This window comes from Paenibacillus sp., assembly GCF_031177825.1.
Lineage (GTDB): Bacteria > Bacillota > Bacilli > Paenibacillales > YIM-B00363 > Paenibacillus_AE.
The window spans coordinates 63,013-77,765 of sequence record NZ_JAPSKE010000011.1 but is presented as its reverse complement, the minus strand read 5'-3'; the positions used below and the strand labels follow the sequence as shown (position 1 = coordinate 77,765).

The window sequence follows — 14,753 nt, the reverse complement described above, 5'->3', positions numbered from 1 at the left end:
TCTAAGCACCTCGATATGTTGATAAGATTTTCTACGGATGCGGCCGCGCCTGGAACGCTCCCCGCATGAACGAGGACGGCGGCACGCCGTACCTGCGCTTGAACTGCTTGCTGAATTGGAAGACAGAGGAGTATCCGACCGAATCGGAAACCTGGGAGACGTTCATCGATGTCTCCGCCAGCAGGACGACGGCGCGCTCCAAGCGCGCTTGCGTAATATATTCCTTCAACGACACGCCGACCGAAGCTTTGAACACGCGGCTCAAGTATTCGGGAGAGAGCGCCGCCTGTCGCGCAAGCTCCTCGCGCGTCAGGCGTTGACCTGCGTGCTCCCGGATGTATTGAACGACCCGCCGGACGGCGCTCTCTTCCTTCCTCGAGGGCGAAGCCTCCGTCCGGTCCCGGGAAGCGCGCAGCAGCGAGAGCAGCGCCAGCTTCATCAGTCCGTCGAACTCGTCCTCCCCCCAAAGCCGCGGCTGGTACAAACAATCCAACATGCGATGCAGCAGCCATTCGAACTCGTAAGTTTCTTTAAGGTACACCGCCCGCTCCGGGAGCGCCTCTTCGCCGTGCGGAAGTGCCGGTTCCAGTCGAAAATGGATAAACACGACGGTCAACCGGTCGTCCGGATCCTGCACCGCCTGCGGACGATCCTGCGGATGGAGAAGGACACAGGCTCCCTTGCGCAGCGGGTACGCGCGCTCGCCGAGCCGAAGCTCTCCCCGGCCGGTGACGACGTACCACAGATCGTAGTCCGGGAGCGGCGCCGGGCTCCAGTCCCAGCCGATCTCGCACCGCGCCTTGCCCCAATTCGGCGCCGCCGCGACCGCCCGCACGCCGCGCAGCGGGAACGGTTCCTCGCAAGATATACGGGTAAGGATAAACAATCCCCTCCTCGATCCATTCTTCGCCGACTTCACCTCGTGATACGCTTACATTGAACGAAACGTCGGGAGGGTGTCAAGCATGAGCAAGAAGGAACCAGGAAGTTTGTTCGCTTACGAAAGCGAAGAAGACCTTCGATCGGCGAGGCGCGTCGCGGACGCGTTATACCGGTTCGATTCGATCGCCGGGGATCGTCTGCCCGCTCTTGAGGCGTGGGGAGACGACGTCGTGCGCCGGTTTTGGGAGCAAGGGTACCTCGTCGTCGAGAACGTGCTGTCGGAGGACGAGGTGCGCGACGCGTCCGGGGCGATCGACGATATTTTATCCGGCGCCTCGCAGGGCTCCAAGATTCAATTCGTGAAGCCTCGCGGCGAGCTGCATACGATGGACGACATCATTCGAGCCGCCCGAAAAATCTACGACTATGCGGAGCATGAGCCGAGATTGCGCAGCATCGTGCTCCACGCCAAGCTGCTCGCCGCGTTGGAGCGGCTGTTCGGCGAAGCGCCCAAGCCCGTACAGGATCAGGCGCTGTTGAAGCCGCCTTCCGGCGGTGCGGAGAAGCCTTGGCACCAAGATATGGCTTACGGTCCGCTCGCCTACGACAAGTCGGTCGTCGGCGTATGGATCGCGCTCGATCCCGCGGAGCTGGACAACGGCTGCATGCACATCATTCCGTATTCGCACCGGGAAGGCGGCGCGCCGCACTACGCCGTCCGCGACTGGCAGCTATGCGACGCCAGCGTCCGCGTCGACCGCGACGTCGCCGTGCCGCTCGCGCCCGGCGGCGCGCTCTTCTTCTCGGGACTGCTGCATCACGGGACGCCGCCGAACTTCTCGAGCAAGCGTCGGCGCGCGCTGCAAATCCATTATGCGCCGGAGTCGGCGCGGAAGCTGAGTCCGCAGGAGTACAAGCGGATGTTTACGAACGAGATGACCGGCGCCGAATGTTGAGCGTCGCCAAACGAAAGGGCCGTCCAGAGGTCGTACGACGACGACCTCTGGCGGCCCTTATGCTGTAGTTGCGATTAAGCGGTAACGGACGCGAGCGCCTTCTGGATGCGCGTCGTGTTCATGCCGAGAATGTTGTATTCGCCGATGACCGTCACCGGCAGCGACATCATGCCGATCTTCTGCAGCTCCTCGAAATACGCTTCGTTCTCGTCTACGTTGCGCTCTTCGAACGAGACGTTCTGTTCCGTCAAATACGACTTCAATTGCTTGCAGTAAACGCAGTTCGTGCTTGTGTATACGATCGCTTGAGCCATGGTTCTCTCTCCTCCGATATCCTCTATCTATAGTTAATTAAACATAAGAATAAGTATAAACAATCGCGTTCCGCCGATCAAGTGGCGGCCCGGATCCGTTCGTACGTCGGCCCGTCGCAGATGATGAACAACCGCGCTTCCCGCGGCATCGGATCTTGAAGCCGACGGTTGATCGTCATGTCGCTCCGATCCGCGATGAGCGTGGCGCCTAGAGATAACAGACCTTGGAACGCGTCGCCGTACGTCTTCCATTCCGGGCGCGGTCGAATCTCGAAGACGTCCTCCCCGACCTTGCTGCTGAGCAGCTGGGTGAAGATGGAGACGCTGCCCGCATGCAGCGCCGACCGCGCGGCCAACCGCGACACCGCCTCGTGGGACAAGATGAATTCGTTCACCTGCACATGGCGGAAATTCTGAATGTGCTGCTCCAAGACGATCTCGACCGTCGTGTGAATGTGCGGCGCCAGCCGCTCCAGGCTCGAGGCGACGAGCAGCGACTTGCCGTCGGCGAGCGCCGCGTCGTCGATGCTGCGATCGGAGAAGACGATCGCGGAACGCGCGCGCGTCAGCCCCGCCGTCTCGAGCGTCGATTCCGCCGACGGATCGCCGCCGACGAAATAGACGCGGTCTCGATCCACCGGAGACCGCTCCAAGTCGTCGATGACGACGACGTCCAGCGACGGATCCGCGTGCAGCAATTCCTCCATCGCGGATTGCGCCCTTCGGCTCCAGCCGATCAAGATGACGTGACCGCTTCCGTGATATTTCAACTTGCCCGCCTCCTTTCGCTTCTTGAGCGTGCCGAACGCGTCGATGATTTTCCCGATCACGAGACTGAGCAAGCCGATGCCGAATAAATACAGCAGCATGGCGTACAGCTTGCCGGGGACGGTCTTCGGGAAGTAATCGCCGTAACCGACCGTCGTCACCGTCGTCATGACGTACCAGAACGCATTGAACCACATGCCGAACGTATCCGGTTCGAGCAAGTACATGACAGTCGCGCTCCCGAGCGCGAATACCGCTGTGAAGAGGACGAGGAAGCCGTTGTTCAGCTTCAGTATTTTCTGCGAAATCCGAATAAGGTAAAACAAAGGGGCACCTCCCCGACTGATAATTCCAGTATATCGGTCCGAGCGTCGGCATACCAGCCGTTTATGACGCGCTACAGCGCGCCTTGCAGCATGGGAGTCAACTCGTCCCAGTGGTACGCCTCCAGCCGGTGAAGCGCCCTCGTGCACGCGACGTAGAGCAGCTTGACGTCCTCGGGAACGGCCGGGTCGTACGCCGCTTCCGACGGATTGACGAGCAGCACCGCGTCGAATTCCATGCCTTTGCTTAAGTATACCGGCACGACGCTGACGCCGCCCTCGTACTTGCCCGCCTTCCCTTCGATCAAGTGAACGCCTTCGACGCCGAGGGCGGTCAGCCGCTTATGCACGGCTCGGCACCGAGCCGTCGTCTTGTCGATGACGGCCAGGTTATGCATGCCCTGCGCCCGCAGCGCGGCCAGCCGATCGGCGATGGTCCGCAGCCCTTCCTCCTCGTTCGGCAAGCGCGCCGCGAACGGCGCTTCGCCGTGGCGGAGCACCGGCTCCGCCTGCGTGACGTGGGGGTTGTCCCAATGGGACAGCACGGCGTTCGCGACCGTCATAATTTCGACGGTCGACCGGTAGCTCTTCTTCAGCCGCTCGATCGACACTTTCCCGGGGAATACGCCTTCCTTCAAGACGTTCCAATCGGTCAATCCGCGGTACGGGTAGATCGACTGGGCGAGATCGCCCAGAATCGACATGGAGCCGGCGGCCGACAATGCGCTCAACGCATGAAGCTGGAACGGGGAGAAGTCCTGCGCTTCGTCGACGATAATATGGCTGTATGCGCGCGTCTTGCCCAAGCCGTAAAACCGGTACGCCAAATAAAAGAGCGGCGCGAGGTCGTCCCACTCCAGCTCTTGCTTATGCTTCTCCTTCCGTTCCGCGAAATACGCGGCGACCCGCTCCGCGTCTACGCCCTCGCCCGCGAGGCCGGCTTCCCTCATCCACCTCGCGACGTTGGCCGGCTTCGTCACGATGTTGCGGTAGAACGAGACGAGTTCGACGCTCTTCACCGTCTCGACGTACTCCGCCAGCTTGCGATCGTATTGCGCCCGCACCTCCGCGACGCGCTTCTCGGTCGCCGCGTATTGCCCGGACTTCACGCGCGACTCGAGGACGCGGGCGGCTTCTCTCGCGCAATCGTCCTTCCACTGCGTCAGCGCCTGAATCAGCCGCTTGCGCCGCTGCATGTACGGATAATGCCGGAAGTCGACGTGAAACTTCCGCCGCACCTCCTCGGCCGTCATCTTATGCGTCTTGCTGAGCGAGAGGTCCGCGTCGGGAACGGTCGATTCGATGCGCCGTTCGACGTACCGGTCGAGCAGCGCCTTCGTCGCCATCGACCCGCGCAGCCGGGAGGCGAGCTTCACCGTCGCGAGCCGTGCGGCGTCCGCGCCCCGCTCCGCCTCGAGGAACAGCGCCGTCTTCCCGGCCGCGTCTTCGAATTTGTAGCCCTTCGGCAGCGGGATAAAGCCGCGAAGCGCTTCCTCCCACGTCGTCTGTACGACGCCTTCGATGCCGAGATCCGGCAGAACGTCGGAAATATAATCGATGAAGAGGCGGTTCGGCGCGATGATGAGGAAGTTGTCGAACGCGCCGCGATCCCGGTACGCGTAGGCGAGGAACGCGAGACGGTGAAGCGCGATCGTCGTCTTCCCGCTGCCCGCGGCGCCCTGCACGATAAGCGCTTGTCCCGCTTCGGCGCGCAGCACGGCGTTCTGCTCGGCCTGGATCGTCTCGACGATATCCTTCAGCTTCTGCTCGCCGCGCTGCTCCAGCCGCTCGATGAGAAGCCGGTTCGTCCCCGTTTCGGCGGACATGTCGTAGAATCGGGTCAGCTCGTCCTTCTCCATCTCGAACTGCCGCTTGTTGCTCACGTCGAACAGCAGCCGCTTGCCGAGCTTCACGTCCACCGGCACCTCGCGGAACGAATGCTCGTAGTATAAATTCGCCATCGGCGAACGCCAATCGAGCACGATCGGCTCCATCGTGGCGCGGTCGAACAAGCCGAACCGCCCGATGTACGCCCGCTCCCGGTCCGGCTGCTCGCGCTCTTGGAAGTCGACCTTCGCGAAGAACGGCCGCGTTCTGGACTTAAACAGCTGGTCCAATTCCTTCTGCCGGATCGCGTTGAGCGCCAGCTCCGTGAAGTCGTCGGTCAGCTTTATGCCGGCCGACCCGCTTTCGATCTGCCGTTCGATGTGACGCCGTACCCGATCCAGAAACTCCCGCTCCGTCGACAACTGCTCCTCGTACGTCATGCCGCTCGTTTCGCTCCTTCGTTCCGAATACGATCCGTTACTGAGCATTATATATTAATATAAGCTCGCTATTTTTTCCAGATTCCGGTTGAAAAAGTTTATGTTACAATATCGAAAGAAAGATCGACCGACCGAAGATCGAGGAGGCCCCATGGCGCGCAACCGACGTTTAATCACGGATCAAGACCTGCAGGAAGCGATGGAAAGGGAGACGCGGATCCGGGTGTTCCGGGACGACGCGATCGTCGATTCCGGCGGCGTCGTCACCCGCTTCGACGATTCTATCGTCGTGCTCCAAGCCGGAGTCGGCGACGTCTCGTACCATCGCCGCGACGAGAGCGAATTTTACGAAATGCCCTCAAGGTAAACCGAAAGCCGAATCGCGTTCTCATTAGGAGACGCGGGTCGGCTTTTTTCGTTATCCGAACGATTCGCCTCTTGACATCTGTATCCATTGGTTATATGGTTAGTTACATGAGTAATTAACCGGTTAGGTGGTGAACGAATGGCTAACTTGATCGACGAGGGGAAACCCATATTCCAACAAATCGCCGAGCGCATCGAAGACGACATTATCAACGAGTCGCTGCCGGAAGAAACGCAGGTGCCGTCGACGAACCAGTTCGCGGCGTTCTATCAAATCAACCCGGCCACCGCGGCCAAAGGCGTCAACCTGCTAGTCGAGCAAGGCATTCTATACAAGAAGCGAGGGATCGGCATGTTCGTGGCTGCCGGCGCGAGAGAAACATTAATCGAAAAACGAAAAGAACAATTTTACGAGCAGTTCGTGGTCACGATGCTGACGGAAGCGAGCAAGCTGCAAATCGGACGCGAGGAACTCATTCGCATGATTCGACGGGAGGGCGACGAGGAATGACCGGAGTCGTGGTGGAAGCGGTAGAAATTACGAAAGCGTACGGCACGATGAGAGCGCTCGACCGCGTGTCGTTCCGGCTGGAAGCCGACAAAATATACGGGTTGCTCGGGCGCAACGGCGCGGGCAAGACGACGCTGATGCACATCCTGACGGCGCAGCTGTTCGCCACGAGCGGCGAGGTCCGCCTATTCGGCGAAGCGCCGTACGAGAACGACGCCGCGCTGCGGCGCGTCTGCTTCATCAAGGAAAGCCAAGTGTATCCGAAGACGCTGCGCGTGAGCGATGTGCTGGAAGTGTCGGCTTCTTTCTTTCCGAACTGGGACCGGGAGTTCGCGATGCAGCTCGTCCGCGACTTCGAGCTGCCGCCGAACCGGCGCATGAACAAGCTGTCCCGAGGGATGCTGTCGTCGGTCGGGATCATTATCGGGCTTGCGAGTCGGGCGCCGGTGACCATTTTCGACGAACCGTACTTGGGGCTGGACGCCGTCGCGCGCGGCATGTTCTACGATAAGCTGCTTCAGGACTACGCGGAGCACCCGCGGACGATTCTGCTGTCCACGCATCTGATCGACGAGGTGAGCCGCATGCTGGAGCATGTGCTGCTCGTCGACCGCGGCCGACTGCTGCTCGACGAGGATGCGGAATCGCTCCGGAGCAAGGCGTATACGGTCACCGGGCCGAAGGCGAAAGCCGATTCGTTCGCGAACGGACGAAGCGTCATTCACGCGGAGTCGATCGGCGGCTTGGCGTCGCTGACGATACAAGGCGCGATGTCGCCCGAGCTGAAGCGGCAAGCGGAAAGCCTCGGCCTCGAGATCGGTCCCGTCTCGCTGCAGCAGCTGTTCATCCATCTTACGAATCACGCTTCGGCGGAAGGAAAGGAGCTTGTCGGACGATGAACCGTTCCAGCGCAGGCGTATTTAAGATGTACCTGAAGGACGCGCGTCTTTCCGTCATTATTTTTTGGTCGATTTTATTCGCGATCTACTTCCTGATGGCAACGGTCATGACCGCCGTCGGCGAAGGCGAAGTCAACTCCGCGGGCGTCTCCCCCATGTACGTGTATATGTTCGTTTCGGGTATCGTCGGCCTCCGGGAGTCGCTGCCTTACGCGCTCGGCATGAACGTGCGGCGGAAAGATTATTTCTATGGCGTGATGATCGCCGCCTTCTCGATCGCCGCATGCTTCGGCGCCTTCGCGACGCTGCTGGCGGTCATCGAAGAAGCCGTCACCGGCGCCTTCGACGTGCGGACGATCTCGTTCTTCCGCGTCGCATGGTTCGAACGCGTAAGCTTCGTCGGCGAATTCGCCGCGCATCTCGTGTTCCTTTGCTTCTTCTTTACGCTAGGCTTCTTCTTTTCTTTGCTTCAGAAACGATTCGGGGCGATCAGCCTGTACGCGCTCGGCGCCTTGTCGATCGTCGCGATTTTCCTCATGCATCTGCTCGGAGCGTGGCCGTCCGTATTCCGGTGGCTCCTCTCGCTGGACAGCGTCCTTACGTTCTCCTTATGGCTCGTTCCCGCCGTGGCCGTCGTCGCGGGAGCTTCCTTCCTGCTGATGCGCAGGGTGACGCCGTAACCGGAACGAAATCCGCGACAAACGAAGAAAGCCTGCCTGAGACGACGTCTCGGGTAGGCTTTTTTACCTAACTTTAATATTCGGGAAAATGGTGCGACTTCCGTACGAAAGCCCTAGTTTTCAGGCTGCAACCATGTCATAATAGTAGTACTAAAATCATCCAACTCAACGACGAAAGAAGGGATTTTACGTGCCTGCCACTCCATATGTGCGTTCGATTTCGTTCGGCGACGCCCCGTTGGAAGACGTCGCGCTGCAATATTTGCCGACGCAGCGACAGCTTGTCATTACGTTCTATTACCAAGGCATCCAATTCGCCTGCATGTGCCTGAAGACAGACGAAGAATTGCAGCCGATTCGCGTCGTGAATCACCTGAAGAAGGACGATCACAACATGAGGGCGAGGTTTCTGGTCAGCGTTCTGAACGATCGATTGACGGAGCTGTTCCGCGCCGTCTCGACCGCCAGCGCCTCCTTCCGCACTTACGTCCGGAGAGAGATCGGCGAGATCAACTACGCCTGATCTCCGCCGGCGCCCCCTCCCAGGATCGTCTTCACGCGCCCGACCTGTCCGTCCTGCAAGCGCACCTTAATCCCATGCGGATGATCCGCCGATTTCGTCAAGATGTCTTTCACGACGCCTCTCGTCGTCTTGCCCGTCCGCTGATCCTGCTTCAACACGATGTCCACCTCGAGCCCCGGTCGAATCGCGCTCCGCTGTCGTCCGCTACCGTTCATCGTCGTTCATCCCCTTGTTCCGTCATAGCTCTAGCATGCGCGAAGTCCCTCCCGTCTATTTGACGACGGAAGGGACTTCGTTCTTTCCGCTGCGGCGAACTCCGCCATGATTCTAATAAAAGTTCATCCTCGCCCTCGGCGGATCAGTCTTTCTTCAAGCGCTCGTATAGGAAGTCCACGACGTGGACGGCCGCCATCCGACCCGGATCGCCGTGCTTCTCGATACCGAGCTTCATCTGCAGCAGGCAGCCGGGATTGCTCGTCAAGATGTACTCCGCCTTCGTCGCTTCCGCGTGCTCCATCTTGTGTTCCAGGATTCGCCCCGACATCTCCGGCTGCGTTACGTTGTAGATGCCTGCCGAGCCGCAGCACCGGTCCGCTTCCTTCATCTCGCAAAACTCCGCCCCGGCGACGCGGTTCATCAACGTCCTCGGCGCGCCGGACGACTTCATGACGTTCCGCAGATGGCACGAGTCCTGATAGGTGAAACGGGCGGGCTCCTTCGACTCGAAGGCGAGCGGCCGCCCTTTGCGGACGAGTAGCTCGGAGACGTCGACGACGCGCTCGGCGAACCAAGCGGCCGCCTGCTTCCATTCCGGATCGTCCTGGAGCAAGTGATCGTATTCGACGAGCAGCGCGCCGCAGCCTCCGGCGTTCGTCGCGATATAGTCGACGCCCGCGCCCTGGAAGGCGCGGATGTTGCGGCGCGCGAGCTCCCGCGCGTCGTCGGCTTCGCCGCTGTGCGCGTGCAGCGCGCCGCAGCAGTTCTGAACGTCGGGAATGACGACGTCGAAGCCCGCTTCGCCCAGAAGCTTCACCGTGTTGACGTTCGTCTCCGTGAACAGGACGTCCATGATGCAGCCGCGGAACAGGCCGACCTTGGCGACCGCGGCGCCGCCCTTCGCCTTGTGCTCGGCGCCGATGCGCGCGACGACGCCGTCCTCGGATGCATCCGGCAGGATGCGCTCCATCTGCTGCAGATGCTCCGGGAACAGCTTCATGACGCCGGATTGCCGCGTCCACTGTCGCAGGCGGGTCCCTTGGTACAGCTTCAGCGCCTTGCCGAGCAAGCGCATGCGGCTCTGATGCGGGAAGACGCCCTTGAAGGCGGTCTTGCGAACGGCGCGAATCCACCAGCGATGGCTCTCCGTGTGATCCTCGACCGCGTCCCGCGCCTGTTCGATCAACTGCCCGTATTTCACGTCGGCGGGGCATGCCGGCTCGCACGCCCGGCATGCGAGGCAATGGTTCATCTGGTCCTCGAACGCCTGATCGGGCTTTAGAATGCCGTCGGCGACCGCCTTCATCAAGGCGATGCGGCCGCGCGGCGACTCCGCCTCCACGCCGGTCTCCCGGAACGTCGGACAAGCCGGCAGACAGAAACCGCAGCGCATGCAGTTCGTCAGCTGGTCGTAATCGAGCTTCAGCTTGAGCGTCGCCGCCATCGCCTCCTGCGCCGGGGTCGGCTGCCGGGCGAGCTCGCCGAGGCCCGTGCGCACTTGAATTTGGTTAGCCACGGTCGATCACCACCCTCTTGCGGGTCGCTTTGGCGAACATTTTCCCCGGATTCAGAAGGTTATGCGGGTCGAATGCCTGTTTGATGCCGCGCATCATCTCCATCCCGGCCGCGCCGACCTTCCATTCGAGGAACGGCGCTTTCACGAGACCGACCCCGTGCTCGCCCGTGATCGTGCCGCCGAGCCGAATCGCCGCTTCGAAAATTTCCTCGAACGCCGCCTCCACCCGATGCACCTCGTCTTGGTCCCTCGCGTCGGTCGTCGCCGTCGGGTGCAGGTTGCCGTCCCCGGCGTGGCCGAAGGTAGCGATCTGGACGTTGTGCTTCGCGGCGATGCGATTGATCTCGAGCACCATCTCGGCGATCTTCGACCGCGGCACCGTCGCGTCCTCGAGAATCGTCGTCGGCCGGAGGCGCGCCAGCGCCGTGAACGCGCTGCGCCGCGCCGTCATCAGCTTCAGCGCCTCCTCCGGCGTCGCCGCCACCTCGACGCGGTCGGCCGCTTCGCCGCGGCAGATCGCTTCGATCCGCTCGATGTCGCGTTCGACCGCCGCCGGGTCGCCGTCCTGCTCGATGAGCAGGATCGCCTCCATGTCGCGCGGCAGCCCGAGCTTCGCGAAGTCGTCGACGACCCGAATCGTCGGGTTGTCCATAATCTCCAGCGTCGCCGGAATGATGCGCGCCTCGATAATCTTGGACACCGTGCGCGCGGCGCCGTGCAGATCCTTGTACATGGCGATCATCGTCTTCTTGAATTTCGGCGGCGGGATCAGCTTCAGCGTCGCCTCCGTTATGACGGCGAGCGTTCCCTCGGAGCCGACGAGCAGCTTCGTAAGGTCGTAGCCGGCCACGTCCTTCATTAGCTTCCCGCCCGTCCGGAGGATGTCGCCGTTCGCGAGCACCGCCTCCAACCCGATGACGTAATCCTTCGTCGTGCCGTATTTGAGGCCTCTGAGGCCCCCGGAGCATTCGGCGATGTTGCCGCCGATCGTGGAGACGGCCATCGAGCTCGGGTCCGGCGGGTAGAAGAGGCCCAGTTCTTCCACGTGCGCGATGAACTGTTTCGTGTTGAGGCCCGGCTGTACGGTGGCGGTCAAATTTTCGAGATCGACCTCCAGAATGCGGTTCATCCGGTGCATGACCATGACGACGCCGCCTTGGACCGGCACCGTGCCGCCGCACAAGTTCGTGCCCGACCCGCGGGAGACGAGCGGGATCCGGTATTTATGAAGCACCTTCAGCGTCTGCGATACTTGTTCGGTATTTTCCGGATAGACGACGGCGTCGGGCAGCGACTGCAGCATCGGCGTCCCGTCGTACGAATGGGTCACGAGCGTCTGCGGGTCGTCCTTCACATAATCCGGCCCTAACGCGGCGGCTAATTCTTGTTTGGCTTGTTCCGAAATCACGGCTTCGGATCCCTCCGTTTTTCGAGTAAGTCGTCAGGTCATCTGATGACTTTTGGTTGATTCTAGCATACAATAAAATGGATGAAATGAATATCGTTAATTTTCTATAGAAAAGAGGGGTCCCCCATGGCGCCGCCACCTCGCGGTCCGAACGAAACGCAAGACTCGGCCTCCCCTACCGCCCCCGCCCGCCCGCTCAAGAGCTCGGACTGGGTGCGAGCCGATCTGGAGCGGCAGCTCGAAGACGGCACGTTCGCCCCGGGCGCGAAGCTGCCGTCGGTGGACGAGCTGTGCCGCCGGTACGGCGTCGGCCGCTCCACCGTGCGCGAAGCGATGAGCGCCTTGAAGGCGATGGGCCGCGTGTCGATCCGGCAAGGCGGCGGCACGTACGCGCTCGCTTCGGAGGCGCCGCGCCATCCTGCCGCGCGCGAGCCCGACGCGTGGCACAACCGCGCGGCGACGCTGCGGCGCATCCTCGAGGTGCGCCGCGTGCTCGAGACCGGCTGCGCGGCGCTCGCCGCCTCGAATCGAACCGCGTCCGACGTCGCGGCGCTGGAGTCGCTGCTCGCGGACATGGAACGCGGTCTCGACGACGACGGCGCGCTCGGCGAACAGGCGGACGTCCGGTTCCATCTCGGCATCGCCGAAGCGACGCATAACCCGATGCTGGTCGACATGATGCGCTCCATCACGGAGCGGCTGCACGACAGCATGAAGGACACCCGCGCGCTGTGGCTGTACGCCGAGAAGACGTCGGCCGAGCGGCTCGCGCGGGAGCACCGTTCCATCTTCGAAGCGGTGAAGAGCGGCGATGCCGCCGAAGCCCTCCGCCGGATGGAGGCGCATCTCGCCAAGGTCGAGCAGGTGCTGAACGAACCGACGTAACGTCGAAAAAAAACGGTTGAGCGGAACCGCATCTCCGCTCAACCGTCGCTCGTCGTTATTCCTCGTCCTCCGGCTCGCAGATGACTTCCGTGAACAAATTTAAAGGAAACAGAGACGGGACGCGCCTTCCGGGGATGCGCACGAACTCGACGAAATCTCTTCCGACGCGGATGAGCTTGCCGCTAAACCTTCCCATGCCTTCGGCGGTAGCCGTCAACTCCCGCGGCCGAACCCGCTTCGCCGGCGAATGGAGCTCGACGATGAACGAGGTTTTGTAAAATACCTTCGTCGCCCCTACTTTGAAAGAAGTTAACGTGACGTCTCTGAGAACTCCCCTCGTCTTCGTCAATTGCGGCATGCCCGGCTGGTACAACGTCACGGTCCGGCCGACAAGCGGTTTCAACCGTTGAATCAACGTCATATTCACGGGCGCCGGACAGTCTCGAATGGATATATCGCTCATGAAATTCCCCTCCCTAATCAAATAGACCCTACCATCATAAATCTATGCACTTCCTCGTAGACGGGTTGGGTGCGGCCGATAAATAGGTTTCAGAACAGGCTCGCATCGCGCACCCCTGTCGCCGACTTCCTCCCTCTTCGCCGACTCCCGAAAAATGATGTCATCGGCAATGATGACGCGACCTCATTTTCCTTCCGTTGAAGGTGATACCGCTTTCCCTTACGATTTGATTATCGGAACTTGAAACATACTAACCCAATACAGTTGGTAAACGAGGAGGATAGACCCATGAACGCAACGACGCAAGACGGGGCGGCGAACGGCGGGGCTCGCGTCGCCGTCCAGAAGTTCGGCCGATTCCTAAGCGGCATGGTCATGCCGAATATCGGCGCATTTATCGCATGGGGATTGATTACGGCTTTATTCATCCCGACCGGATGGATTCCGAACGAATATCTCGGCGCGCTCGTCGGCCCGATGATCACGTACCTGCTCCCGGTCCTGATCGGATACACGGGCGGCACGATGATTCACGGCACGCGCGGCGGCGTCATCGGCGCCGTGGCGACGATGGGCGTCGTCGTCGGAGCGGACATTCCGATGTTCCTCGGCGCGATGATCGTCGGCCCGCTCTCGGCTTGGGTGCTGAAGCGATTCGACAAATCGATCGAAGGCAAGGTCAAAGCGGGCTTCGAGATGTTAGTCAACAACTTCTCGTCCGGCATCATCGGCGGGGCGCTCGCGATTCTCGCGTACGTCGGCATCGGCCCGGTCGTGCAAGCGATCAGTCAAGCGCTCGCGGAGGGCGTCCAAGCGCTCGTCGACACCGGCCTGCTTCCGCTCGCGAACGTTCTGATCGAGCCCGGCAAGGTGCTGTTCCTGAACAACGCGATCAACCACGGGGTGCTGAGCCCGATCGCGCTCGATCAAGCGTCCACCGCCGGCAAGTCGATCATCTTCCTGCTGGAAGCGAATCCGGGCCCCGGTCTCGGCATCCTGCTCGCGTACTGGCTCGTCGGCCGCGGCATGGCGAAGCAATCGGCGCCGGGCGCGACGATCATTCACTTCCTCGGCGGGATTCACGAAATTTACTTCCCGTACATCTTGATGAACCCGCGTCTCATCCTCGGCGCGATCGCGGGCGGCATCGTCGGCACGTTCACGTTCCTCCTGACGGGCGCGGGTCTCGTGGCGACGCCGTCGCCGGGCAGCATCTTCGCCCTCGCCGCGATGTCGCCTAGAGGCGGCCTGCTGCCGGTGCTGACCGGCGTCGTTACGTCCGCCGCCGCTTCCTTCGCCGTCTCGGCGCTGCTGCTGAAGACGGGCAAACCAGCGGATGACGATCTGGAGCAAGCTCAATCGAAAATGAAAGAGATGAAGAGCGCCGGTACGAACGGCTCCGTATCGGCAACGGCTACGACGGCCAGAGGGCCGCAGAAGGCGAAAGGCGAAGTGAACAAAATCGTCTTCTCCTGCGACGCGGGTATGGGTTCGAGCGCGATGGGCGCCTCCATCCTGCGCAAGAAGGTGAAGGCGGCGGGCTTGCCGCTGACCGTCACGAATACGGCGATCAACGATATTCCGCAGGACGCGGACATCGTCATCACGCACAAGACGCTTACGGACCGCGCGCGGCTGAAGGCGCCGAACGCGGAACATATTTCGATCGACGACTTCCTGAAGAGTCCGGAATACGACGAGCTCGTCAAGCGGCTCCAATAATCGAAAATGCCGGATAAACCGTAACGCTGACGACGCTGTATTGTCGTCGGCGTT

General features: G+C 61.3%; 16 protein-coding genes. 8 read left to right on the top strand and 8 right to left on the bottom strand.

The window, feature by feature from the left end; all coding sequences use genetic code 11:
* Positions 1 to 31 precede the first annotated feature (31 nt).
* Positions 32 to 886 carry an AraC family transcriptional regulator gene (locus tag RIN49_RS14705; RefSeq protein WP_309120919.1) on the bottom strand — a complete coding sequence of 285 codons (855 nt, stop codon included), beginning with the start codon at positions 884 to 886 and terminating at the stop codon, positions 32 to 34.
* A gap of 79 nt (positions 887 to 965) precedes the next feature.
* Between RIN49_RS14705 and RIN49_RS14700 the strand changes: the two genes are divergently transcribed.
* Positions 966 to 1,838, top strand: a complete 873-nt coding sequence (locus RIN49_RS14700; RefSeq protein ID WP_309120918.1) for a phytanoyl-CoA dioxygenase family protein — start codon at positions 966 to 968, stop codon at positions 1,836 to 1,838.
* Between the two features lie 74 nt (positions 1,839 to 1,912).
* Here RIN49_RS14700 and RIN49_RS14695 read toward each other — a convergent pair whose 3' ends face one another.
* From RIN49_RS14695 to RIN49_RS14685, 3 genes are all read right to left on the bottom strand, one after another.
* The gene (locus RIN49_RS14695) at positions 1,913 to 2,152 is read right to left on the bottom strand and encodes a glutaredoxin family protein (protein ID WP_138197391.1); all 240 of its coding nucleotides are present in this window, start codon (positions 2,150 to 2,152) and stop codon (positions 1,913 to 1,915) included.
* Between the two features lie 77 nt (positions 2,153 to 2,229).
* Positions 2,230 to 3,246: an ion channel gene (locus tag RIN49_RS14690; protein ID WP_309120917.1), complete on the bottom strand. Its 1,017-nt coding sequence runs from the start codon at positions 3,244 to 3,246 to the stop codon at positions 2,230 to 2,232.
* A 71-nt stretch (positions 3,247 to 3,317) separates the two neighbouring features.
* On the bottom strand, positions 3,318 to 5,510 hold the full coding sequence (locus RIN49_RS14685) for a HelD family protein (protein WP_309120916.1): 2,193 nt from the start codon (positions 5,508 to 5,510) through the stop codon (positions 3,318 to 3,320).
* Between the two features lie 151 nt (positions 5,511 to 5,661).
* Between RIN49_RS14685 and RIN49_RS14680 the strand changes: the two genes are divergently transcribed.
* From RIN49_RS14680 to RIN49_RS14660, 5 genes are all read left to right on the top strand, one after another.
* On the top strand, positions 5,662 to 5,877 hold the full coding sequence (locus RIN49_RS14680; RefSeq protein WP_309120915.1) for a hypothetical protein: 216 nt from the start codon (positions 5,662 to 5,664) through the stop codon (positions 5,875 to 5,877).
* A gap of 138 nt (positions 5,878 to 6,015) precedes the next feature.
* Entirely contained in the window at positions 6,016 to 6,387 is a 372-nt protein-coding gene (locus RIN49_RS14675; protein WP_309120914.1) for a GntR family transcriptional regulator, read from the top strand.
* Positions 6,384 to 7,286 (top strand): ABC transporter ATP-binding protein, encoded by a 903-nt coding sequence (locus RIN49_RS14670; protein WP_309120913.1) that lies wholly within the window; start codon positions 6,384 to 6,386, stop codon positions 7,284 to 7,286. Before RIN49_RS14675 ends, RIN49_RS14670 begins: the two co-directional genes overlap by 4 nt.
* Positions 7,283 to 7,966, top strand: a complete 684-nt coding sequence (locus RIN49_RS14665; protein ID WP_309120912.1) for a hypothetical protein — start codon at positions 7,283 to 7,285, stop codon at positions 7,964 to 7,966. Before RIN49_RS14670 ends, RIN49_RS14665 begins: the two co-directional genes overlap by 4 nt.
* 190 nt (positions 7,967 to 8,156) lie before the next feature.
* Positions 8,157 to 8,489: a hypothetical protein gene (locus RIN49_RS14660; RefSeq protein ID WP_309120911.1), complete on the top strand. Its 333-nt coding sequence runs from the start codon at positions 8,157 to 8,159 to the stop codon at positions 8,487 to 8,489.
* Here the strand turns inward: RIN49_RS14660 and RIN49_RS14655 are convergent.
* From RIN49_RS14655 to RIN49_RS14645, 3 genes are all read right to left on the bottom strand, one after another.
* A complete protein-coding gene (locus RIN49_RS14655) occupies positions 8,480 to 8,704 on the bottom strand; it encodes a YwbE family protein (RefSeq protein ID WP_309120910.1) in 225 nt (74 codons plus the stop codon). The genes RIN49_RS14660 and RIN49_RS14655 overlap by 10 nt on opposite strands.
* Before the next feature lie 143 nt (positions 8,705 to 8,847).
* Complete coding sequence (locus RIN49_RS14650) at positions 8,848 to 10,149, bottom strand: (Fe-S)-binding protein (RefSeq protein ID WP_309120993.1); 1,302 nt, start codon at positions 10,147 to 10,149, stop codon at positions 8,848 to 8,850.
* A gap of 64 nt (positions 10,150 to 10,213) precedes the next feature.
* Entirely contained in the window at positions 10,214 to 11,629 is a 1,416-nt protein-coding gene (locus RIN49_RS14645) for an FAD-linked oxidase C-terminal domain-containing protein (RefSeq protein ID WP_309120909.1), read from the bottom strand.
* 126 nt (positions 11,630 to 11,755) lie between these two features.
* Between RIN49_RS14645 and RIN49_RS14640 the strand changes: the two genes are divergently transcribed.
* The gene (locus tag RIN49_RS14640) at positions 11,756 to 12,514 is read left to right on the top strand and encodes a FadR/GntR family transcriptional regulator (protein WP_309120908.1); all 759 of its coding nucleotides are present in this window, start codon (positions 11,756 to 11,758) and stop codon (positions 12,512 to 12,514) included.
* 55 nt (positions 12,515 to 12,569) lie between these two features.
* Here RIN49_RS14640 and RIN49_RS14635 read toward each other — a convergent pair whose 3' ends face one another.
* Positions 12,570 to 12,977, bottom strand: a complete 408-nt coding sequence (locus RIN49_RS14635) for a hypothetical protein (RefSeq protein ID WP_309120907.1) — start codon at positions 12,975 to 12,977, stop codon at positions 12,570 to 12,572.
* Between the two features lie 288 nt (positions 12,978 to 13,265).
* On the opposite strand from RIN49_RS14635, the gene RIN49_RS14630 reads away from it, so the two are divergent.
* Complete coding sequence (locus tag RIN49_RS14630) at positions 13,266 to 14,699, top strand: PTS mannitol transporter subunit IIBC (RefSeq protein WP_309120906.1); 1,434 nt, start codon at positions 13,266 to 13,268, stop codon at positions 14,697 to 14,699.
* Positions 14,700 to 14,753: the final 54 nt, after the last annotated feature.